Genomic DNA, 23,440 nt, shown 5'->3' on the forward strand with positions numbered 1-23,440 from the left:
GAAGCGAATAAAGAGCACTTAGATTGCGTGACGATAGCAAGAGGGGTACACCTGTTCCCATACCGAACACAGAAGTTAAGCCTTTTAGCGTCGAAAGTACTTGGTGGGTGACTGCCTGGGAGGATAGAACGTCGCGCAATCTAATGGCTTTTTTTTATTTTTTGGAAAAATAAGGGAAGGGATAAAAAGGGAAACCGCTCATTCGTCAGTGCGCAAAACTTTCGGTTTTGATAAGGTTTAAGGCGGGTTTACTTCCTTTCCTTGAATTGTACTTTAAAAAAATACAATTAGGTTGACAAAATCCCTGGAGGGTTTATAATGGAAGTAATCAGAATACGTTGTTTTTTTTGAACAGTACAGCAGTAGAAAGGAAGCTTATTATGGAAATTATTGAAGTGCGAGGCGATAGTTTTGAGGCCGCAGTATTGGAATCCGGTATTCCTGTTTTAGTAGATTTTTGGGCCCCTTGGTGCGGCTATTGTCGACGCTTAAGTCCCGTCATTGATGTTGTGGCCAAACAGCTGGGAGAAAAGGTTCAGGTGGTAAAGGTCAATATCGATGATGCTCCAGAGTTGAAGGCGGAATATGGTGTTAAGATGATTCCTTCCCTGATTTTATTCGTGGATGGAAGGCCCGGACCAGTATCAGAAGCTCCGAAATCGAAAGCTGATGTGGATGCCTGGCTTGCGTCCCAGGGAATTTAGGAGGCTGTTATGGTAGAAAAAATTTATGATGTCATCATCATCGGAGGTGGCCCTGGCGGCTATACCGCCGCTTTATATTGTGCAAGAGCCTGTATGTCAACCTTAGTCCTTGAAAAGCTTTCGGCAGGTGGACAGATGGCAACAACAAGTCAGGTGGATAATTATCCTGGATTCGAAGACGGGGTAGATGGCTTTGATCTAGGTGAGAAAATGAAATTATCCGCCGAACGCTTTGGGGCCGAAACCGTTTTGGGTGAAGTCCGATCCCTTGACTTAGAAGGAAATATCAAAACGGTGGTCAGTAGTGAAGGGAACTTTAAGAGCAAAACCGTCATCATTGCCACTGGGGCATCTCCCAGACAGATGGGGGTGGAAGGCGAAGAAGGCCTCATTGGTCGGGGGGTTGCTTATTGTGCTACCTGTGATGGGATGTTTTATAAGGATCGTAATGTACTCGTAGTAGGTGGGGGGAACTCCGCTGTCGCCGATGCATTATTCCTCTCTAAAATTTGTAAGAGTGTTACCATCGTCCATCGTCGGGATACCCTTCGGGCGACGAAAACCTACTTAAAACCCTTAGAGAGAGCAGAAAACATTAAAATTTTGTGGGATTCTAAAATTTCCCATATCGATTATGGTGATGTGGTCAATGGTGCAGAAATTGAAAATATAAAAACCGGGATTAAAAGTTATTTACCCTGTGATGGGATCTTCGTTGCGGTGGGACGCATCCCCAATACCGATTTGGTCAAAGGTCAGATCGATTTGGACCCCCAGGGTTACATTGTAGCAGACGAGTCCACAAAGACCAATTTGTCTGGCGTCTATGCGGTGGGGGATGTCCGAACCAAGGCCCTTAGACAGATTATTACGGCTGCTGCTGACGGCGCAACCGCATCAAAATATATTGAAGATTATTTGGTTACCTTTGAGTAAAGGATAAAACTTCTTCACGGGGATAAATAGTCTTACTGTTTTAAAAAAGCTTTGTACCTGGGGGTACAGAGCTTTTTTAATGAATGAAAAAGCGGGAATTTTCAGGAGAGCTCTTAAAAATAAAAAGCTTGACAACGACGCAAAATCGGGCTATAATAAGAATGTATTTAAGAGAGTATCAATTGATTTCACATATTTTTGTAAATCTTTTTATTTGCTTAAGTCAACCAACTAAGCAGAGAAGCTTTACAAAAATATGTGTTTTTTATTTTACGATTGAGGATATAAATTTTTTATAGGAGGTACCAACAATGAATAATGGTACAGTAAAATGGTTTAATGGCGACAAGGGTTTTGGTTTTATTTCTAGAGAAGATGGCGAAGATGTATTCGTACATTTTTCCGCAATCACTGGTAGTGGCTTTAAGACCCTGAACGAAGGGGAAGCTGTTACCTTCGATATCGAAAAGGGACCACGTGGTCTGCAGGCGACTAACGTTTCCCGCGCATAGTCTATCGAGAAATGGGAAAGGTCAGAGAAATCTGGCCTTTTTTTTATGGAGACCGTTTTATCTAAGATTATTCACGAATAAAAAATAGAAGTAGCGAAAAGTTATCCGCTACTTCTATTTTCTTTGTTAAAAGATTGTTGAAGATAAAATTTATGGAAGGCTCTTACTTACCAGCTTCTTCCACAGCAACGGCGACCGAAACAGTGGCGCCAACCATAGGGTTGTTCCCCATGCCGATGAGTCCCATCATTTCAACATGGGCGGGCACAGAGGAGGAACCGGCAAATTGAGCGTCGGAGTGCATCCGGCCCATGGTATCGGTCATTCCGTAGGAAGCCGGACCGGCAGCCATGTTATCGGGATGGAGGGTGCGGCCGGTACCACCGCCAGAAGCAACTGAGAAATACTTCTTATCCTGTTCGATACATTCCTTCTTATAGGTACCGGCAACAGGGTGCTGGAAGCGGGTGGGATTGGTGGAATTCCCGGTGATGGAGACATTGACCCCTTCCTTATGCATGATGGCGACACCTTCACGCACATCGTTGGCACCGTAGCAGTTAACCGCAGCACGTTCACCATCAGAATAAGCGGTACGGCTGACTTCCTTTAATTCTCCGGTGTAGTAGTCATAGTCTGTTTTCACATAGGTAAAGCCATTGATCCGGGAGATAATTAAAGCGGCATCTTTGCCCAGGCCATTTAAGATAACCCGAAGGGGCTTTTGACGGACCTTGTTGGCAGAACGGGCGATTCCGATGGCTCCTTCAGCGGCGGCAAAGGATTCGTGACCTGCCAGGAAGGCGAAACATTCGGTTTCTTCAGACAGCAGCATTGACCCAAGGTTCCCGTGGCCTAAGCCGACCTTCCGTTGTTCTGCAACGGAGCCAGGGATGGTGAAGGCCTGTAAGCCCTCCCCGATGATGGCAGCAGCTTCAGCGGCACTTTTAGCGCCTCTTTTGAAGGCTAGGGCTGCACCCAAGGTGTAAGCCCAACAGGCGTTTTCGAAGCAGATGGGCTGGATGCTCTTGACAATTTCAGCCACATCGACACCCTTATCATCACAAATCTGCTTCGCTTCTTCCAGGGAAGCAATGCCGTTTTCGGCAAGGACCGTGTTAATTTTATCGATTCTTCTTTCGTAACTTTCAAATAATGCCATTGGTTAACCTCCTATTGTTCCCGTGGATCGATGTACTTGGCAGCACCATCGAATTGTCCGTATTGGCCAGAAGCGGCTTCGTAGGCTTCCTTGGGATCAACGCCCTTTTTGATGTTTTCCATCATTTTGCCCAGATGGACGAAGGAGTAACCGACGATTTCGTCATGGTCATTGAGGGCCAGCTGTTTGATATAGCCTTCTGCCACTTCCAGGTAACGGGGTCCCTTATCCAGGGTTCCATAGGTGGTCCCGGTTTGGCTTCTTAAGCCCTTGCCCAGATCCTCTAAGCCAGCGCCGACGGGCAGGCCATTTTCGGAGAAGGCAGTCTGAGTACGGCCATAGGCAATCTGCAGGAATAATTCACGCATAGCACCATTGATGGCATCACAGACTAAGTCTGTATTTAAAGCTTCTAAAATGGTTTTACCCGGCAGGATTTCAGCGGCCATGGCAGCTGAGTGGGTCATACCGGAGCAGCCGATGGTTTCAATCAGCGCTTCCTGGATGATGCCTTCTTTGACATTCAAGGTCAGCTTACAGGTTCCCTGCTGTGGTGCACAGCCGCAGGTACCATGGGTAAGACCAGAGATATCGGATACTTCCTTCGACTGAACCCACTGACCCTCTTCGGGGATTGGGGCGGCACCGTGATTCGCATTACTGGCGACACAGCACATGTTTTTTACTTCCTGAGAATATTCCATTCACAAAACTCCCTTCAAAATTTAACGATTATTGGTTGAATTTTTCTTCGCCCTCATTATAATATGAATCAAAGGAAAATAGAATGGTAATTTTTTGTGATTTCGAGTTTTTTGTCCCGCTGGGACAAAAATGAAGCAAGGCAAAGGGAAACCCATGCTGAAATCTTATCTGTGCAGGTCAAAAACTTCGGTTGATGTCCCTGAAAAGATAGAGTAAAATATAGAATATATTAGTATGCAATCAATCAATGAATGATGAGTCGAGGTGTTATGATGGAGTATACCCATAAATTCAGTTCCGGTGCCGTCCCCATGGAAAAGATGCTGGACGAATACCATACCTTAAGAAAAACCCGGGGGTATTGCAAGCGCTGCCCCAATTATGGGCAGTATTGGTCCTGCCCGGAATATGGCTTTAGTGAAACAATTTTTTTGAATGAGTTTAAATATATGATGCTCATTGGCCGGGAATATACCATTCCCAAAAGCGATCGTCAGAAAATCATTGGCATCAAAGCCTGTGGGGATTATTGCACGGAAGTCAATCATGTTATGAAGGTGGAATCCTGGAAGAGTCTGCTGGAGTTGGAAGAAAAAATCCCGGGGACCCTGACCCTGATGCCGGGGAACTGCCATATCTGTGATTTGTCGGGAGAAGGCTGTGCCCGTCCCAAGGGCCAAAAATGCCGACATCCGGAGTTAATGCGTTTTTCCCTGGAATCCCTGGGCTTTGATGTCGATGCCATTTGCAAATTTGAAATTGGCTTACTGCTCCAATGGCCCAGAGAAGGACATTTGCCGGAAAAACTCTCCACGGTCATGGCGGTGCTGACCAACAATAAGATTCCCCTGGATGTCATAAAAAGTCACTTTCCCGATGCCAAGCGTAGCTATTTAAAAGCTGGGGAGACCATCCTGGGTGGGGAAGATAAGCCCAAAGCCAAGCGGCTGGAAAGCTGGCTGGATAATCAGGCCAATGAGCTGATGCAGCAGGAAATCCAGTCAGAGGATGCTAAAAAGCAAAGCTGGATTGGTTTTAAAAGTGAAGCCTTAGACAGTGGGGATTATGTGAAGGATCGTCCCTGGGCTGAGGGCGATGATGAATATCCTGATCCGCCAGCAGAGGCGGCACCAGAAACGGAGGTGGCATCGGAAGAGCCGCCCACCCCTAAACGGGAGGTATCCCACCCGGTATTCGATCCTACTGATGGGCCCTTAGTGGCCCCGGATGAAGAGGATGACAGTCAGTTCAAATGGCTGGGATTTAAGCGCTCGGCTGATGAAGCCGATGAGATGATGTATGCCCGGCCCATTCCAAAGTTCAGCCTGTCAGAAGAGGAAAAGGCCGCCCAGGAGGCTGCAGAGCAAGGTGCCGATGCCAATATCCCAGAGGAATTGGTAGGGGGGCCATCAACAACGGAGCAAGCCCAGGTGGAGCAGGCCCTCAAGGATTTTCAGAGTGAGGGGATACAGACAAAGACCCCAGGAGGGGCACCTTCTGGAGCGATGGATAAAAAGGCCCAGATTCGGGATGAATTCGAGCGGGCACTTCGTGCCCAAATGGCAGATATGAGTGAGGCTGAAGCAGAAGCCTTTTTGGCCGCTAAGCTGGGTATTAGCATTGAACCGGAGAAATCGGTCCAAGCTGTCCCGGTACCACCTAAGCCAGCCCCTGATCTGCCGGATGCATCGCCAGCACCAGAGGTAAAAACACCAGTAGTATCACAGCTGCAGCCCGAGCCGGAACCCATCGAGTTTTTAGATGCATCCAGTGTTAAGGATGTCCTGGGGGCGGCTTTAAGCATTGCCCAGGCCGTGGTGGCAGATGAGCCCCCTGCGCCGGAGATCGTAGCCCCGTCAGAGCCAGAAGCCCAAGCCTTGGCGGCTCATCCAGAGCCAGAAGCTCAGGCAGAGGAGGTTGCCCCGGAGGAAGAGGATGATTCGAAATATAAATGGCTGGGCTTTAAGGCAGATTTGCAGGAAGAAAGCGAGTCCCCCGAAAAGGGAGGCTGGAAGAAGGCTTACTAAATGAAAGCGCTCATTATCACTGATTATACCTATGATTTTGTGGCTGAGGATGGGTGTCTGACCGCTGGGGCGCCAGCCCAGGCCATCGATGGTGCCATCGCCCAGGCAGTAAGAGAAACCCTGGCAGAGGGTGGGTTGGTTTTTGTGGTCAATGATCTCCACCTGGAAGGGGATCATACCCATCCGGAATCCCGACTCTTTCCGCCTCACAATATAAAGGGGAGTCCTGGGCGGATGGTCTATGGCCAAACCGGAGCCCTTTTAGAGGCTAATGAAGAGCTTGTGGACCGACAGATTTTCTGGCTGGATAAGTTTCGGTATTCCTGTTTTGAGGGAACGCCTTTAGATCAGCTGCTGCGCCAGTATGGGGTGGATAGCCTGGAAATTACCGGGGTGTGCACAGATATCTGTGTGCTGCACACCGCCATCAGTGCTTATAATCTAGGTTACCCTGTCACTGTACATGACAATCGGGTGGCCAGCTTTAACGCCCTGGGGCACACCTGGGCACTGGCACATTTTAAAGAAACATTGGGATTCAACGTGGTAAACGAGGAGGAAGTGTGATGTATTATTCGGCAGATATTGGTGTCATTGGTGGTTCTGGTTTGTACGAGCTGGGTGGTGATGTCCGCCGCATCGATGTCGATACACCCTACGGGAAGCCTTCGGATGCGGTGAGCCTGGTGAGTGTGGGGGGGAAGACGGTTGCCTTCCTGCCACGCCATGGGAAGGGGCATACCCTAAGCCCCAGTGAGATTAACTATCGGGCTAATATCGATGTCTTTTCACAGCTTGGGGTCAAGGCATTGATTTCACCCTGCTGTGTGGGCTCCCTTCGGGAGGACTTTAAACCTGGCGATTTTGTGGTGACGGATCAATACATCAATATGACCTCTGGCCGGAAGGATACCTTTTTCCAAAGCCCTAAGGTGGTCCATCTCAGCTCGGCGGACCCCTACGATCAAAGACTTCGGAGCTATGCCATTGAGGAGGCCCAGAAGTTGGGAATCACTGTCCACGATGGCGGAACCACCGTGGTGGTGAACGGCCCTCGGTTTTCGACTCGGGCAGAAAGCCGGATGTACGCCGGCTTTGGGGCGGATATTATTAATATGACCCAGTATCCCGAGGCTTATCTTTGCATGGAAAAGGCAATTCCAGTGGTCAATGTGGCCCTTGTTACCGATTATGATGCGGGCTTAAAGGACAAGCCCGGAATTCCTCCTGTGACGGAGGAACAGGTCCTTAAGGTACTGGCGGAGAACAATGAAAGGGTGAAAGCCCTCATCTTCCGTATGATTGAACGAATCGGGAGGAAGTAAATGCGGCCCGTTTATTTTGAAGATGGTGCACTTAAACTGATTGATCAAACCCTTCTGCCAACGGAGGAGGTCATCCGAAGCTACACCGATTATCGGGCGGTGGGGGAGGCTATTGTCACCATGGTCGTTCGTGGGGCGCCAGCCATTGGCGTCACCGCTGGATACGCCGTTGCCCTGGCGGCTAGGGAGTTCGCTCCCCGGTCCATGGACGTATTTTTATCCAAAATGGATGGCGCCATGGCTTATCTCCGGGGGACCCGTCCAACGGCAGTCAATCTCTTTTGGGCCATTGATCGGATGGATGCAGCTTTAAAGGCTTGTGGGGATGGGACAACAGAGGCGATGGCAAAAGCCCTTATGGCAGAGGCTGACGCCATCTGCGCCGAAGACATTGCCATGTGTCGGGCCATGGGAGCCCATGGTGCTAAGCTGATCCATCGGGGAGATACCATTTTGACCCATTGCAATGCGGGTGCTTTGGCCACCGCCGATTATGGAACCGCTCTGGGTGTCATTCGGGCGGCCTGGGAAGACGGAAAGAACATCTCCGTTTATGCTGATGAGACACGTCCTCTGCTCCAGGGGGCCCGGCTCACTGCCTACGAGCTCCATAAGGATGGGATTCCCGTCACCCTGATTACCGATAATATGGCAGGCTGGATGATGAAGCAGGACAAAATCGACTGTGTCATCGTCGGGGCGGACCGTATCGCCCGCAATGGTGATGTGGCTAATAAAATCGGAACTTACTCGGTGTCGGTGCTGGCCAAGGCCCATGGTATTCCTATGTATGTGGCAGCGCCGACCTCCACCATCGATTTTGACATGTGGAGTGGGGAGGACATCGTCATTGAAAATCGAGCCCCCGAGGAAATCAGCGTCATTAAAGGACAACGCATTGCGCCAAAGGGAGTGGTCCGGGAGAATCCTGCCTTCGATGTAACCCCCCATCAAAATGTGACCGCCATTATCACCGAAAAGGGCGTGGTGTATCCCCCCTATGATATCCATATTCCGGAGCTAAACCATGAGGTATAGCATCTTTTCATGGTTCGGATATTTTCAGCCCCTTCAGGAGCGTCTGGATATTATTAAAGCGGCCGGATTTGATGCGGTGATGCTCTCCTGGGAGGATGAATTTGAACCAGTCCATATTCCAAAGGAGGCGATGCCTGATATGGCCAGACGGATGGGATTGGAGATTACTAATTTCCATGCCCCCTTTATGGGATATAATGGGATATGGGAAAAGAATGCCCGTGAATCGAAGCCTCTCTTAGACCGGCTTTGTGGCTTTGTGGCAGACTGCAGGCGTTTTAATGTCCCCGCTTTAGTCGTCCACACCAATGATTTGGATTTAGGTCCCTTTGAAATGGAAAATGGCCTCCGCTTCTTTAGTGTTTTGGCTGAGGCGGGCGAAAAATATGGGGTGGATATTGCAGTAGAAAATGTATCCCGCCAGTATTTGCTCTCCTGGCTGCTGGAGCGCATCCAGTCTGACCATTTTGGCATGTGCTACGACTCCTCCCACGACTATATGCTTCACTGTGGCCGTGGGCATCTGCTGGATACCTTTGGAGAGCGTATGAAGGCTATGCATCTATCGGATAATGATGGACACCTGGATCGTCATTGGATCCCTGGGGAAGGGAATATCCCCTTTCATGAGATTATCCCTAAGATTCAAGACTTGGGGATGGAGACCCTATCCTTCGAAGTGAATGCCGATTGGTATTGGCGGCGTCAAAGCCCCCTTGCCTTTTGTCAACGGGTTCGGCACAGCCTGGACCCCATTGTGGAAGAAAAATCCGGAAGCCTTCAGAATACCGTATCCGTCGCAGCAGCCATCATCCAGGATGGGGATGGACATATTTTAATCTGTCAGCGGGGGCCAGGCGGAAGCTGTGGAAATCTCTGGGAATTTCCAGGAGGGAAAATGGAGCCTGGAGAAACACCCAGAGAATGTCTGGTCCGGGAATGTCAAGAAGAGCTGGACATTAAAATCTGTTGTGAAGAGGTATATGACCATGCCAGTTATACTTATCCCGATCAAAGGGTATTCCTCACTTTTATTACTGCAAAAATTGTCAGTGGAACGCCATGTATGAAGGTTCACCAGGAGATGCGCTGGGTCAGACCCGAGGAAATGCTCAACTACTCCTTTTGCCCAGGAGACGAAGCCGTAATCCGACACATGATATCTTAAAATTCCTTAAAATAAAAGATTTAGCACCAAAAACCTTGCTTTTTGAGCGGGAGGGGTATATCATATAGATGTCAATCGTTTGGGGTTTTTCCCGAACATTTTCATTTCTTTTCCTTATTTTAGCCGGTAGCAGAGATGTTGCCGGCCCTTTTTTTATGCAAAAACGAACAGAAATACAGAAACGGAACCGATGGGTATTTCCCGAATCCAAATAGACTTCTTAATAAAAACTGAAATTATGACAAAGTGAATAAAAATGTCTGAAAGAGCTTGTTTTTTGTCTGAAAGTGTCCTATAATAATAATTGTCAATCGTTTGGGGACAAATTTCCTGAACATTTTCATTTCTTTTCCTTATTTTAGCCGGTAGCAGAGATGTTGCCGGCCCTTTTTTTATGCGGAGGAGAAACAGAACCCTTTAAAAACCAAGGCTTAAAATAAAAAAACCACCGCCCCGTTTTAGGGCGGTGATTAGACTGTCGACAAACCCAGGGAAGGGTGATGATAAAAATACGAGAACCCCGGTTGCCCCTGCGGGCTGGCGTTTTGGACTTTCATCAAATTAAGAGAGCAAACCCGCCTTAAACCTGATCAAAACCGAAGGTTTTGCGCACTGACGATTGAGGACTTTCTCTTCGTTCATCAGCGCCTGGGGTCCGAGGTGAATCTTTTTTATCCTCTCCCTGACCGCGCGACACCACTTTGTCGATGCTTTGACCACCGCCCCGTTTTAGGGCGGTGGTTTTTGAATCTTCAGTTACTTATTCTTCCCCAAGATACCAAGTCCCCAAAGCATCAGCAGCCATAATGGCGGCATAGACGCTGTCGGCGGTTACTTCGGTCGGCATGTTATAGATGGTTTCACCTTCAGCGGTAGAAGCTTCGGCAACAGCCATAATCTTTTCTGGGGTGACATCCGTGCAGCCCAGTTCCTTTAAGGTTACCGGCAGACCCAGGGACACACAGAATTCCAGAACCTCTTCCAGGTCTTCGTCAGAGCGATTTTCCATGATCATCTGAGCTAAGGTCCCAAAGGCAACTTTTTCGCCATGGTACATTTCATGACACTCCGGTAAAACGGTCAAACCATTGTGAATGGCGTGGGCCGCGGCCAGTCCGCCACTTTCAAAACCAACACCGCTTAAGTAGGTATTGGCTTCAATAACATTTTCCACTGCAGCGCTACAAACACCGCGTTCCAGGGCAAGTTTAGCTTTTAGTCCATCAGCGATAAGAATATCATAGCATAGACGGGCCAGTTTAAGGGCTGAATTCGTGACATGGCCACCGGACATTACCAGAGAATTGGAATCATAGGTCGCCTGAGCTTCAAAATAAGTTGCCAGGGCATCCCCCATACCGGCGACAAAGAGACGGGCAGGAGCAGCCTTGATAATATCCGTATCCATAATGACGATTTCTGGATTTTTCGGTAGAACTAAATAGGATTCAAAGACACCATCATCGGTGTAGATCACTGAAAGGGCAGAACAAGGCGCATCAGTGGATGCGATAGACGGGGCAATGATAACGGGGAGACCTTCATAATGAGCAACTGCTTTTGCAGTATCTAAGGTTTTTCCGCCACCGACGCCGACAACGACCTTCAAATCATTTTCTTGTACCAGTTTACGCAGACGATTAATTTCGGTTTGGGAGCATTCGCCACCAAATTTTTCTGAGATGTATTTGACACCAGCTGCCTCGAAATCTGCCTTTAACCCATCGTTACGGGTGCGCATCATCGTGCCGCTGAGAACGACTAGGGCAGCATCACCAAAGTTCTTAACCCGTTGGGGCAGCTTTGCAATTTCGCCAGCACCTTGGATGTACATACCGGGAGATTGAATGATTTTTTCCATGAGAAGCCTCCTAATATTTTATATCTTTATTATATAACTTTTTGAAAAGGAAAGATAGGCTTTAATTGATATTTAACAAACACATTTAACAAAAGAAGGTGTTTAAAAAATCCGTGATCAAAGCGGTGTGTTTTTCGTGCTTGCGTAAAATTATAGCCCGTTCAATGGGAGGGAGCTGGAAGGAGGTCATAAGGGAGATCAGAGACTTCTGTTCCAATTTTTCAGTGACAAGGTGGTGTAAAGTAATCCCGATACCACAGCCATGGAGTACATAGTCCTCCACAAGATCGGTGGTTCCGACTTCCATCAAAGAGCATGGCTCAATATTTTGTTGACCCATCAGTGTATAGAGATAATGAGCGGCAGAGGTGTTATTATAAGAATAAATAATGGGGTGTTCAATCAAATCGGCAAGATCAAAAGTGGTTGAGTTGGGATGAATATATTCCGGACTAGCGATGAAAACGCCGTTGTAGGAGCCAAGGGATACAGTATCGAGATCTGGAAAATACGCCTCAGGGAAAATAGTAAAGCCCAAATCGACGGTTCCCTGGCGGACCATTTCAGTCACTTGGTCAGGTGTTCCTTGCTTAAGGGTCAGGGGGTGCGTGGGGAATTTCCGAATAAAATGATGGATTTCTGGCCCCAAAAGATATCGAATGGCCAAGTCATCTGCAGCAATGCGCAGCATATCCGATTTGGGAAAACGTAAACTTTGCAGCTGGCTTTCTCCTAACGCAATTTCTTCATAAGCAATGGCAATATGGGAGTAAAGTAATTCACCCTCTTGGGTAAGGGTCATACCCGTAGAATGTCGAATAAATAAGGGACAACCCAACTCCTTTTCAAGCTGTGCAATGGATTTGCTGACCGCAGGCTGAGAAATATAGAGCTTATGGGCGGCCATGGTAATACTACCTTGTTTGGCAACATTGTAGAAAACTTTATAATGTTCATAATTAATATTCATTTCAACTGACCTCACTAACTTAATAGAATATACGAAATGAATGAAAAATGCAATATTGAATCAAAAGATAAAAAAGCCGTTGTCCAGTGGACAACGGCTCAAGGATGGAAGGTCGCGGTTTTAAATTATTATAAAAGTTAAATCTCTATCCAAGTAAAGTTGCTAAAGCAGGAAGAGCAGTGGTGTAAGATGCCAGTAATGCACCTATGATCCCACCGATTAAAGAACCAACGATTGGCACCCAGGCATAACCCCAGTCAGCGTCGCCATGGAATAACACAGCATAAGCCAGACGAGGAGAAGTATCACGGGCAGGGTTCATGGCGAAACCTGTAGTTGAACCTAAGGAGAAACCGCAGCTCATGATGATACCATAAACAAAGAAGTAGTTGAGTCCAACATCACCAACTAATTTAGCACCAGTGCCGATGCTGACGATGAAGAAGACCAGAGCGAAGGTTGCAAATGCTTCACCAACAACGTTCATGGGCAGGTTACGAATGGCAGGACCAGTACAGAAGATACCACGAAGGTCTTCTTTGGCTGCGCCATTGTCTAAGGTCAGCTTGAACTGATCGTGGAAGACCACATAGACTAAGCAAGCACCAACGAAGCCACCCAGCATCTGAGCAACGATGTAACCAAGGACGCCGGACCATGGGAATGCACCGATGACGGCCAAGGAAATGGTCAGAGCAGGATTAAAGTGGGCAGCGGATTGAGTGCCGAATGCCATAGCAGGCAGCATAACTGCCAAACCACATCCAAGCATCGTGTAGATTGGACCAGCACCTTTAAATAAGGAACCATCCAAGGATAAACTGGCGCAAACGCCATCCCCTAAAAGAACGAGCAGCATTGTGCCGATAAATTCGGCAATATAAGCAGTAAACATTTTTCATCCCCCTTTGAATGAATAATATTAAGTAGAATTGCATTTAGATTGCGATTCCTTCCATAGTTAATAGTTTACAGCTCAGGAAAGCCTTTGTAAATTGAAAAATTGTGATAGGGCAATAACCAGAGGTTATATCTGAAAATGGATGTTTAGAGGGACTTTTTGTGCTATAATATTATCATTAAAATGAGTAACAGGAGGTCTGAGGATGGCGGAAGAATTATATACACCAAAGTACGATGGCATCATTTTTGATTTGGATGGGACCCTCATCGATTCCCTGGAGGACCTGATTGACGCATGCAATAGCATGCTTGGACATTATGGATTACCGCCGAAGAGCTATGAAGAGGGTAAGGGTCTCATCGGCCGGGGGATACGGAATCTTGTTAAACGAGCTTTGCCAGAGGAAATGGGAAGGGATGAAAGTCTTTTGGATGAGGCTGAGGCTTTTATGAAAGCGGATTATGCCACCCGATACATCCGTAAAACCCGACCCTATGACGGGATTAAGGAATTGATTCGCTATCTCCATGTCAAGCGGATTCCCTTTGGAATTTGTACCAATAAGCCCATTGAGGCTGCCCGGGAAATCGTGGATGGGCTCTTCGATATTAAGGAGTTTGTGGATGTTATCGGCCAGCAGGTGGGACAGCCTCGGAAACCCGATCCTACCCAAACCCTGGCTTTAGCAGAAAAGATGGGGGTTGCTCCGGAACGCTGTATCTACATGGGGGACAGCAAGGTGGATTATGAAACGGCAAAAAACGCCGGGATGCTGCCGGTGCTGTGTACCTGGGGATTTACGGCACCCAGGGAGTTAGAAGTCTTTAAGGACGCCATCTGGATTAAGAAACCCCATCGTGCCATCGATGCCTTTAAATATGGCTTTGATATGTATTCAATCTTTGGAGAGTGTAAAGACGACGAGCTCAAGGGATAAAACAAAGAACCTGTGGCATCACAGGTTCTTTGTTTTATCCAGAGACGAAAGCTGTTTGGTTTTTAAAAAGGAGGCACAAAATGACAATGCGAATCATCCTCGGGCGACCAGGCCTGGATGGTGTGTCCCCCAGGACCCGGGTGTACGATGATATCAAGGAAGCCACCTTGGCTGGGAAGGAGCGGCTGATTCTATTAGTCCCGGAACAATATACCCTGGGGGCGGAACAGACCCTCATGGCACATCTGAACAAGCCGGGCCTGATGGGGTTAGAGGTGCTGAGCTTAGGCCGTCTGGCTACCCGGGTATTTCAGGAGGTTGGGGGCATTACCCGCACGGTGGTGGACGACCATGGGCGGCGAATGCTTTTGGCTAAAAGTCTGGGGAAGGTGAAGTCCGGGTTGACCCTTTATCGGAAAAGTGCCAATCGTCCAGGATTTTTGGGGGAGCTGGCGGCCTTTATCGGAGAGCTTAAGCAAAACCGAATTGATGGAGAAGCCTTGGAACAGGCGGCTTTGGGATTGGCAGAGAATAGTCTGCTCAGACAAAAGTTAAGGGACATGGCGACCCTTTATGAGAGCTATGAAGGTGAGTTGGGAACGGAACGTTGGGATGAAGATACCCGGGCGGCCATGCTCTGTGAGCGGATACCTCAAAGCGACCAGCTCCGGGGGGCGACAGTGTGGATCGATGGTTTTTTCACTTTTTCCACCAGCGATTTCGCCATTGTTGAGGCCTTAGCTGGCCAGGTCGAGGAGCTGACCATGTCCCTGGAGGGGGATATTGATCCCCTGGTACCGGATGCCAGCATTTTTAGCATTTGCCGGGCAACCTGTGATACCATGGCGGCTATTGCTAAACGAAGTGGCCAGGCGTTTCAGGTGATCTCCTTATCAAAGGAAGTGCCCAAAACACCGCTGTCCTATTTAGAGGGACAGCTCTACGCCTATTGTCCCAAACCCTGGACTGGTCCGGTAAGGGGCATTAAAATCCTTCAGGCAGCCAATCCCTGGGAGGAAGCGCGAAGGGCGGCCCAGGAGATTTTGACCCTTGTCCGGGATTGTGGGTATTCTTACAAGGATATTGCCATTCTTTGCGGTGACCCTGGAACCCAGGGGGGGATGATCGCCCGGGCATTGTCGGCCTATGGCATTCCCAGCTTTCGGGATGAGTCTGTGGCGGTTTCGGAGAACCCCCTGATTGAAGGGTTATTGTCTGCCTTGGAGGCAGTGGAACGGCGTTATTACGGCGACAGCCTCATGGCCTATGCAAAATCCGGTTTTGCCGGAGTTGATCCAGTGGCGTGTAACCTTCTGGAAAATTACGCCCTGGCCTGGGGCATAAAGGGCGGAAAATGGTGTGTCCCCTTTACGCAGGGTGGGGAGTCCTGGAATCTGGAGGATCTGAATCGAGGGCGGGAGGCCCTTATGGGACCTCTTAGGAACCTACAGGAAGCTATGGCTGGAGTGGAAACCTACCGCAGCCGTCTGACGGCCACTGTCGCTTTTTTAGAGGAAATACAGGCCCCCCAGACCTTATCGACCCTGGGGGAAGCCCTGGCAGAACGGGGAAATTACGAGGCTCAAAGCCATTTCCATCAGATCTGGAATGTGTTGATGGAGGTTCTTGGGCAGATCGAAGAGGCCATGGGGGATGAGACCGGCAGCCTTCAGGAATACCGCAGGATTCTGGAAAGCGGCCTCTCTACCTATACTATCGGGGTACTGCCCACCAGGCGGGATGTGGTTACCATTACCGATGCCTTCAGAAGCCGGGGCGGGAAGGTAAAGGCTCTTCTGGTCCTGGGGGCTAACGAAGGGATTCTGCCTGCAGAGGATAACCATTATACCCTTCTGACGGAGTCTGACCGCAGACGGCTGGCACAGGCAGGAATTACCCTCCAGGACAACCCCGGTTATCGCAGAAGTCGGGAGGATTATGCCATCTACACCCAGCTGACCCGGGCCACGGAGTCTTTATACCTGTCCTACACCCTGTGCGATGAAGAGGGCCAGAGCCAATTGCCCTCCAGCCTGGTAGTGGGCCTTCGAAGCGTCTTTCCATCCCTGCCGGTTATGAGCGGGACCCAGGGGGAGGATGATCTCCAGTGGCTGGCAGGCAGCCAGGGAACCCTGGAGGAACTAGGGCGTCGTTTGGCAGAAGGTCGAACCCCAGCCCTGTGTGCCCTGGCCAAGGGATATTATCGGGAGGATTCCCACTGGAATGCCGCCTATAAGCAGATGGAGAAGGCTTTAGAATATAGGGGTGTGGGGGATACCCTGCCTCCAGAGCTGGTATCGGCAGTGTATGGCACTCCGGTTAAAACCAGTATTTCCAGACTGGAACAATATCGCTCCTGTCCCTTTGCCCACTTTATCCATTATGGCCTTAAGCCCCGGCCCCGGGAGGAATATATTGTTACACCGCCGGATATTGGGACCCTGCTCCACAGTGTCATTGATGGGGTGTTCAAGCGGGCGGCCGGTGCAGGGATGGCTCTGTCAGAACTGGATGGAGACACAAGAAACCACTGGGTGGAGGAAGAACTGGAAAACCAGATTCCCCAAATGGCGGGCCAGGTATTTGAAAGCACCGGGGCTTACCGATTTCTGGGGAAAAAGCTTAAGCGTGTGGGGGTACAGACCCTTCGGATGTTGGCGGAGCACCTGGGACAGGGGGACTTTACTTTTAAGTATAGCGAGCATCATTTTACCCAGCCCGTAAACGCTCCGGCCCTCCCCAGGGGGACCAGTATCCGGGGGGTGGTGGACCGCATTGATACCTACACCAAGGATGGGGAAACCTTTATCAAGGTAATCGACTATAAAACCGGGGCTAAAGCCATTAATCTGGCGGAGGTGTATTATGGCATCTCCCTCCAGCTTTTGGTCTATATGGACGCCGGCATGGCCCTGGCCTCCAAGGAAGAGGGAGGGACCTTATGTCTGCCCGGGGGCACCTTCTATTTCCATGTGGATGATCCCATGGTCAGTGGTGAGGGCCTGACAGGGGAAGACCTGCAACGGGAGCTGGATAAGAAGTTTAAAATGAAGGGAATCTTTTTGGACGATCCCCGGGTGATTGCCGCTCTGGATGTGGAAAATGCCAAAAGCTCGGCCATTTTTGAGAAGGGCTCGGCCCTTTCACGGTTCAATATCGAAGAATTTGAGGACCTGCTCCGATATGTTGAAGCTATTATTGAAGAAAGTCTGGTCAACATATTAGGGGGAGATATCACCATCGCCCCCTATAAAATGGGGAACCAAACGGCCTGTGATTATTGTGAATATAAAAGTATCTGCCAATTTGACGAAAGCCTGGAGCGCTGTGCCTATCGGGTGCTTCGGGAGAAAATCAGCAAGGAGCTGCTCTTAGAGGAAGTGAGGGAGGATCGCGATGAAGTGGACTGAGGATCAGTCCCGGGCCATTACCACCCGGGATACAAATCTGCTGGTGTCAGCAGCCGCCGGATCGGGAAAGACCGCCCTGCTCATCGAGCGTATTCGGCGGATGATTATGGAGGAGGGAGTCCCGGTTTCAGGGCTTCTGGTCCTCACCTTTACCCGGTCAGCCGCAGCAGAAATGAAGGATCGCCTGAAGCGGACCCTTCAGGAGGCCCTTTTAGAGTCCCAGGCAGATCATGCCGCTATTTTGGAGGCCCTGTCTGCCCTGCCTACGGCCTCCATTTCCACCCTCCATGCCTTTTGCCAGGGAATACTCCGGGAGTATTTCCAGGAGGCGGGCATTGATCCGGAATTCATTCTCGGAGGGGAGGGGGAGCTGACCATTATGCGCAAGGCCGCCATGGAGTCCCTCTTTGAGGAAAAATATCAGGCCATTCCCCCGGGGGAAACCGATGCCTTTGCCCAGCTGGTGGAAATGTACACCGGCAACCGGGATGACCAGGGCTTAAAGGAGCTGGTGGAAAAATTCTATAATTTCCTCATGACCCTCCCCGATGCCCAGAGCTGGTGTATCAGTGCCCTTCAGAATTTTGACATGACCCCCCAGAATTTTTGGGAGAGCTTTTGGGGACAGACCATGCGCCAGGATATGGCCGTGGATTTAAGGGCAGCCGAGGAGATTTTAGAGACGTGCCTGGTGATGGTGGAGGATAGCGAAATCTTTGCCAAAACCCAGGAACAGCTGGTCGGGGATGCCCGGGGTGTGACCCGGGCCCTGGAAGCCTTAGAGGAAGGACCCGAGGTGTATAGTGCCGCCCTCCAGGCCATTGCCTTTCCAAGATACAAGGGCAGCCGGGAGGACAAAGAGACCAGCGATGCCATTAAGGATCAGCGCAATATGGCCAAGGAGATCGTGAAGGCTATCCAGAAAAAAATGGCCGGGGGTCTGGATGCCGCCCTGGAGGCGCTGTCCCAAATGAAAGGACCCATGGAAGCCCTGGTGGCCCTGACCATGGATTTCTGGGGAGCCTTTAGAAAGCTAAAAGAAGAAAAAGCCATGCTGGATTTCAATGATTTGGAGCAGTATACCCTAAAGGTCCTGGAAAACCCAGCCATCGCCTCTGAGCTCCAGGCCAAATATCAGCATGTCTTTTTGGATGAATACCAGGATACCAACGGCATGCAGGAGGCCATCATTCAGTGTATCTTAAGAGGGGATAACTATTTTATGGTGGGGGATGTCAAACAGAGCATTTATCGCTTTCGGTTGGCAGATCCGGGAATCTTCATTGAAAAGTACAACCGATTTAAAGAATCGGATACCCCAGAGGAAACGCTCATCACCCTGAGTCAGAATTTTAGAAGCTGCCAGGGGGTAGTCGATGGTGTCAACGGGGTCTTTGAGAAAATCATGACGCCGGAGCTGGGAGAGGTGGACTACGATGACCGGGCCAGACTGTATAAAGGGATGTCCGGGGACGGGCCCTACACCCGCACCCAGGTCCATATTCTGGAAACGGGACGAGATGAAGAGGATGCCAGTGCCGACAGTTCACCTGTGGTTTGTGAGGCCGCCTTTATTGCAAGGAAAATCCAGGAGATGGTAGGAAAGCCCATTTACATCACCAAATCCGGGGAGACCCGGACCCTGACCTACCGGGATATTGGGGTATTGATGCGGGCGGTGGCAGCCACCGGGGATACTTATGCCCGGGTCTTTTCAGAAGCCGGGATCCCCGTTTATTTTGAAGGGGGACGGACCTATTACGAATCCCTGGAAATTATTCTCGTCCTTAACCTCCTTAAAATTATCGATAATGGGGATCAGGACATTCCCCTGGTATCTGTGATGCTCTCACCCATGGGGGGCTTTACCGTGGAGGAATGCACTAAAATTCGACTGGGGGCAGAGGCACCTTGGTTTCATCAAAGCCTAAGGGTCTATGCCCAAGGCAAGGAGGATGATCTGGCCCGTAAGGCTAGGGCATTCCTGGAGCAGTTAGGGGAATGGGCCCTGGATGCCCAGATTCTCAGTGTCGAGGATTTTCTGTGGAAGCTTTATCAGGATACCGGCTATTACGCCTTTGTGGGAGCCTTACCCGGAGGGGCTCAGCGTCAGAGTAATCTGCGGGTGCTGTTAAAGCGAGCCGGGGATTATAAGCGCTCGACCCTCAAGGGGATTTTTCACTTCATCGGTTTTATCGAAGAGATGAAGAAGCATAAATTTGATACATCCCCGCCGGTTACCCTGGGGGAAAATGAGGATGTGGTGCGGATTATGAGTATCCATAAAAGTAAGGGCCTGGAATTCCCTGTGGTTTTTGTGGCGGGAATGGGCCGACGCTTCAACACTAAGAGTCACAGTGGACGGGTTCTTTTTCACAAGGATCTGGGGATTTGTCCAGATAAGGTGGACCCGGAAAGCCGGTTGATTGAGCCCACCATCGCCAAAGCCCTCTGTGGAGACCGGGTACGGGTGGAGTCCTTATCTGAGGAAATGCGTCTCCTTTATGTGGCCATGACCCGGGCCATGGAATCCCTTATTTTAGTAGGGGGCGTGAAGGATTTTAAAGGGAGCATGGACCGATGGCAGTATCCTGCCAGCCTGTTTTATTTAAAGAAAGCCCAGTGCTTTTTAGATTGGGTCATGCTGTCTGCTGTGGATGGTGGTCCAGTGGTGCCTGCCCTGCCAGAGGATGGGGGGGAGGCCATGACATCCATGGGCTGTTATGATATCACCCTTCATCCCTGGGGAAGTGGGGAAAGTGCCGTCATGGGGAAAGAGGCGGAAACCCTGGCCTTGGAAAAATCGGGAGATCTTGAACTGGCTGATGAAGTCCGGCGGCGGCTGGCCTGGCGATACCCTTTCCAAGGAGCGGTGGAACCTCCCGAGAAAATGACCGTTACCGAAATTGCAAAGGTTCGGGCGGGGAACCTGGAAAACGGGGGAGATGCTCCGGAGCTGGTGATACGGCCGGCCTTTTTGCAACAGAGTGCCGATGGCTTCGCTCCGGCAGAGTTGGGTACCGGTATCCACACCATCCTCCAGGGGTTAGACCTAAAGAAAATTCGAGGCTGTGGCCAGGATTGGAAAGCCCTGGGGGACACCATCGAAAAGCAAGCCGCCGATATGGCCGCCCGGGAACGCATTGCCCCAGCGCTTTTGGCAGCCCTTAACTTAGAGCCCATCCAGCGCTTTTTCACAACAGAAACAGGGCAACGGCTCCTGGCTGCAAAAACCCTCCAGCGGGAATTACCCTTTAACTACCAGGTGGAGGCTGCCCGCATCCGACCCGAATGGGCCGGGAAAGGGCAGACCATCACCGTCCAGGGGATGATTGACTGCTGCTTTTTAGAGGATGGTGCCTGGGTCCTGTTAGATTATAAAACCGACCGCTTTTTTGGTGCCAAAGAAAAAGAACGGCTGGTGGCCCGGTATCAGACCCAGCTGGGTCTGTACGCCGAGGCACTGGCCGCCCTCACCGGCATTCCCGTGAAGGAACAACGGCTATGTTTTTTAATGGAAAATGTATAGGACGGGGACTGCTCACTTTTTGCGCAATAGCTGATGCAGATAAATCAGGAGCAAAATGGAGAGTGCAAACTCCGGAGTAAACTTCTTAATCAAGGTCCTGATGGTGGGAATGGGTAAATCCTTGGAGGATCCTACAAAAAGCACATAAAAGGAAATAAAATCGAAGAGGCTTCCGGGGCGATAATTATTATCGGCATCGAAGGCCTTTTTGATGGTATCATCCCGTTTAATAAAGGCGAGGTTGGTCCGGGTAAGGGTCTCCAGGGCGGTGAGAATCGCCAGTAAAAACCGGTCCGGGGTGTAGGCTGCCATTCGTTCCACCCCAAGGCTGCGCCCAGCCATTTCCAGGAGGACCAGCAAGGGCGCCTCATCCTTGGGGTAGTTCGTCCGCCGCAGAACATTGGCAATGGCCATCACAATGGTGTCCTTTTTAGAATTTTCCGGGATACCAAGAAGCATGGCAACCTCCTGGCGGGCATTGACATCCTCCAGGGGAGAACCCATGAATTCTGCCAGTTTTTCATAAAACTGTGTCCCAGAAGCCGTATTGAAATAATAGTATTTCCCCAAAAGCTGGCCGAAGGTTTTTTTACAGTCCAAATCCCCCATTTCAATATTATTGCGAATGGTTTCCTGGTCAAATTCCAGGGTCATCCCCAGGTATTCAGAATTCTCAACCACCGTTAAATGGATATCATTGTGATCCACTCGTTGTTTAAAGCCAATGGCGGGAAACTCCACAGAAATAATATTTTTGTAGCCGCTGCTGGCCATAAAATTAATGGGGACATTATCATAAAACCCCCCATCTAAATAGGTTTTCCCGTCGATTTCCTGGCGTTGAAAAACCGGGAGGGCAGCACTGGCTAACAAATAATCCAAAAGCTTTCCCTCTGGGATTTCTTCAATCATGAGCTGGGTGGGGCTGAGTGTGTTTAGCTCCACCGTGACAAGCCCCAGACGAATGGATGATTTTCGTATCTTCTCTTCATCAATCAGTCGAGACAAATTTGCCCGCAGAGGGCTAATATCCAGTCCTCCTCGAAACAAATCATTAATAAAGGCAAGGCGAAACAAATCAAAGCTGGCTCCAGACCAGTGGTTGAGATATTTATTGACCATGGTGGTATTGAGATTCAGCACCTGGTTAATGGTTAAATTTGTCCAAAAATCATAGGCTGCATCAAAATCATTCTGGGCGATCAAGGCAGCATTCAGGGCTCCGATGGAGGTCCCAATAACACAGGAAATGGGGGTATCCATCTCCTGAAGGGCCTTCCAAACCCCAATTTCAAAGGCACCCTTAGTACCACCGCCGCTGAGGACTAATCCGTATTCTTTTTTTTCATCCATAAGGAGACCTCCTAAATATAATGCCCATCCATGATGTCAAACAAATCGGAGTGATGGGGCGTGTAATTATCGTACTGATTCAAAAAAGGTGAAAAAACAGTGCTGTCCATAAAAGTCGAAAACAGTGCCGGCAGAATAAAATTCAGCAGAATACCCAGGATTCCAAAGATTAAGCCAAGGAGTGCCAGGGTATGGGGGCGATGGGTCACCCTCAGCTCCTGGAAAGCCAGAATGGCGAAAAGAATGGCCAGGACACCAATCCAAAATGCATTGCCATAGGGAGCGGTAAACAGGGTCAGAATACCGCTGGCCAGGGCCAGAATATCGTAGCTACCCCAGGGCTTTGCCTTGGGCGGATCAACACGTATCTGGGAAAAATCCGCTGGATTGTTCCGAATGGCAAAGAGGAAGAAGGGAGCGGCAATGGCCGTGACCGGAACGATGGACAACACGGTGTAGAGCACGGCATTGTGCCCTGCATAGATTTTATACAAACGGTATAGCCCACAATAATCGTAAACCAATACGGCGATATTCACCAGAATAAGTAAAAACCAGCCCATAGGCGGAATGGCCCCTAAAGCAGAATTTAGAAAAATAAGGGCTAACCCTAAAAGGGGCAGAAATAGACTAGCCCAGGGAATATACCAGGAACCGATAAGGACGCCATCTCCGATCAGACCGCCTTGGATATAGCGCCTTGCCCCAGGAACCCAGGCCAGCCAGGAATGCTTGAAATGGCGATTTTTCGCCATGGTGTAAAGGGAAAGGCTTAAAAAAATGTAGGACAGTATGGCCAATGACAGCAAAAAGAACAGGAAAAAGATGGCTAGAATACTCAGGACCATGAAAAATGGCAGTAGATCATAGACCGAGGAAAAGAAATAATCAGGATACAT

The 23,440-nt window shown here is 49.6% G+C and carries 18 protein-coding genes and 1 rRNA gene; 12 read left to right on the plus strand and 7 right to left on the minus strand.

Annotated features, from left to right (window positions below; genetic code table 11):
- Nucleotides 1-23: 23 nt before the first annotated feature.
- From rrf to BLU30_RS09605, 4 genes are all read left to right on the plus strand, one after another.
- Nucleotides 24-140 (plus strand): 5S ribosomal RNA (rrf, locus tag BLU30_RS09590).
- A gap of 240 nt (nt 141-380) precedes the next feature.
- Complete coding sequence (locus BLU30_RS09595) at nt 381-704, plus strand: thioredoxin family protein (RefSeq protein WP_090245871.1); 324 nt, start codon at nt 381-383, stop codon at nt 702-704.
- A gap of 9 nt (nt 705-713) precedes the next feature.
- Nucleotides 714-1,640 carry a thioredoxin-disulfide reductase gene (gene trxB / locus BLU30_RS09600; RefSeq protein WP_090245873.1) on the plus strand — a complete coding sequence of 309 codons (927 nt, stop codon included), beginning with the start codon at nt 714-716 and terminating at the stop codon, nt 1,638-1,640.
- Nucleotides 1,641-1,951: 311 nt separating this feature from the next.
- Nucleotides 1,952-2,152: a cold-shock protein gene (locus tag BLU30_RS09605; protein WP_090245875.1), complete on the plus strand. Its 201-nt coding sequence runs from the start codon at nt 1,952-1,954 to the stop codon at nt 2,150-2,152.
- Between the two features lie 163 nt (nt 2,153-2,315).
- On the opposite strand, the gene BLU30_RS09610 is transcribed toward BLU30_RS09605, so the two are convergent.
- Complete coding sequence (locus tag BLU30_RS09610) at nt 2,316-3,314, minus strand: GGGtGRT protein (protein WP_090245876.1); 999 nt, start codon at nt 3,312-3,314, stop codon at nt 2,316-2,318.
- 11 nt (nt 3,315-3,325) lie between these two features.
- A complete protein-coding gene (locus BLU30_RS09615) occupies nt 3,326-4,018 on the minus strand; it encodes an iron-sulfur cluster assembly scaffold protein (protein WP_090245877.1) in 693 nt (230 codons plus the stop codon).
- A gap of 270 nt (nt 4,019-4,288) precedes the next feature.
- Between BLU30_RS09615 and BLU30_RS09620 the strand changes: the two genes are divergently transcribed.
- Genes BLU30_RS09620 through BLU30_RS14535 form a run of 5 tightly spaced genes read left to right on the plus strand, consistent with a single transcriptional unit; the run spans nt 4,289 to nt 9,577 of the window.
- Complete coding sequence (locus BLU30_RS09620) at nt 4,289-6,046, plus strand: DUF2284 domain-containing protein (protein ID WP_176770894.1); 1,758 nt, start codon at nt 4,289-4,291, stop codon at nt 6,044-6,046.
- On the plus strand, nt 6,047-6,613 hold the full coding sequence (locus tag BLU30_RS09625; RefSeq protein WP_090245881.1) for a cysteine hydrolase family protein: 567 nt from the start codon (nt 6,047-6,049) through the stop codon (nt 6,611-6,613).
- Complete coding sequence (locus BLU30_RS09630) at nt 6,613-7,371, plus strand: MTAP family purine nucleoside phosphorylase (protein ID WP_090245883.1); 759 nt, start codon at nt 6,613-6,615, stop codon at nt 7,369-7,371. Before BLU30_RS09625 ends, BLU30_RS09630 begins: the two co-directional genes overlap by 1 nt.
- Complete coding sequence (gene mtnA / locus BLU30_RS09635) at nt 7,372-8,409, plus strand: S-methyl-5-thioribose-1-phosphate isomerase (RefSeq protein ID WP_090245885.1); 1,038 nt, start codon at nt 7,372-7,374, stop codon at nt 8,407-8,409.
- Entirely contained in the window at nt 8,399-9,577 is a 1,179-nt protein-coding gene (locus BLU30_RS14535; protein WP_242873560.1) for an NUDIX domain-containing protein, read from the plus strand. Before mtnA ends, BLU30_RS14535 begins: the two co-directional genes overlap by 11 nt.
- A 760-nt stretch (nt 9,578-10,337) precedes the next feature.
- Here BLU30_RS14535 and BLU30_RS09645 read toward each other — a convergent pair.
- The 3 genes from BLU30_RS09645 to BLU30_RS09655 all read right to left on the minus strand — a co-directional run bounded on the left by BLU30_RS09645 (nt 10,338) and on the right by BLU30_RS09655 (nt 13,303).
- Entirely contained in the window at nt 10,338-11,438 is a 1,101-nt protein-coding gene (locus BLU30_RS09645; RefSeq protein ID WP_090245887.1) for a glycerol dehydrogenase, read from the minus strand.
- Nucleotides 11,439-11,523: 85 nt separating this feature from the next.
- On the minus strand, nt 11,524-12,408 hold the full coding sequence (locus BLU30_RS09650; protein WP_090245889.1) for a LysR family transcriptional regulator: 885 nt from the start codon (nt 12,406-12,408) through the stop codon (nt 11,524-11,526).
- 145 nt (nt 12,409-12,553) lie between these two features.
- Nucleotides 12,554-13,303 carry an MIP/aquaporin family protein gene (locus tag BLU30_RS09655; RefSeq protein ID WP_090245890.1) on the minus strand — a complete coding sequence of 250 codons (750 nt, stop codon included), beginning with the start codon at nt 13,301-13,303 and terminating at the stop codon, nt 12,554-12,556.
- Between the two features lie 211 nt (nt 13,304-13,514).
- Here BLU30_RS09655 and BLU30_RS09660 point away from each other — a divergent pair, with 211 nt between their 5' ends.
- The 3 genes from BLU30_RS09660 (at nt 13,515) to addA (ending at nt 21,188) form a co-directional block, all read left to right on the plus strand.
- A complete protein-coding gene (locus tag BLU30_RS09660; protein ID WP_242873561.1) occupies nt 13,515-14,249 on the plus strand; it encodes an HAD family hydrolase in 735 nt (244 codons plus the stop codon).
- An 80-nt stretch (nt 14,250-14,329) separates the two neighbouring features.
- Nucleotides 14,330-17,659: a PD-(D/E)XK nuclease family protein gene (locus BLU30_RS09665; protein WP_090245893.1), complete on the plus strand. Its 3,330-nt coding sequence runs from the start codon at nt 14,330-14,332 to the stop codon at nt 17,657-17,659.
- Entirely contained in the window at nt 17,646-21,188 is a 3,543-nt protein-coding gene (gene addA, locus BLU30_RS09670; RefSeq protein WP_090245895.1) for a helicase-exonuclease AddAB subunit AddA, read from the plus strand. The genes BLU30_RS09665 and addA overlap by 14 nt, the downstream gene beginning before the upstream one ends.
- A gap of 12 nt (nt 21,189-21,200) precedes the next feature.
- On the opposite strand, the gene BLU30_RS09675 is transcribed toward addA, so the two are convergent.
- Nucleotides 21,201-22,541 (minus strand): patatin-like phospholipase family protein, encoded by a 1,341-nt coding sequence (locus BLU30_RS09675; protein WP_090245896.1) that lies wholly within the window; start codon nt 22,539-22,541, stop codon nt 21,201-21,203.
- Between the two features lie 11 nt (nt 22,542-22,552).
- Entirely contained in the window at nt 22,553-23,440 is an 888-nt protein-coding gene (locus BLU30_RS09680; RefSeq protein ID WP_090245898.1) for a hypothetical protein, read from the minus strand.

The organism is Eubacterium barkeri, from assembly GCF_900107125.1.
Classification (GTDB): Bacteria; Bacillota; Clostridia; order Eubacteriales; family Eubacteriaceae; genus Eubacterium_O; species Eubacterium_O barkeri.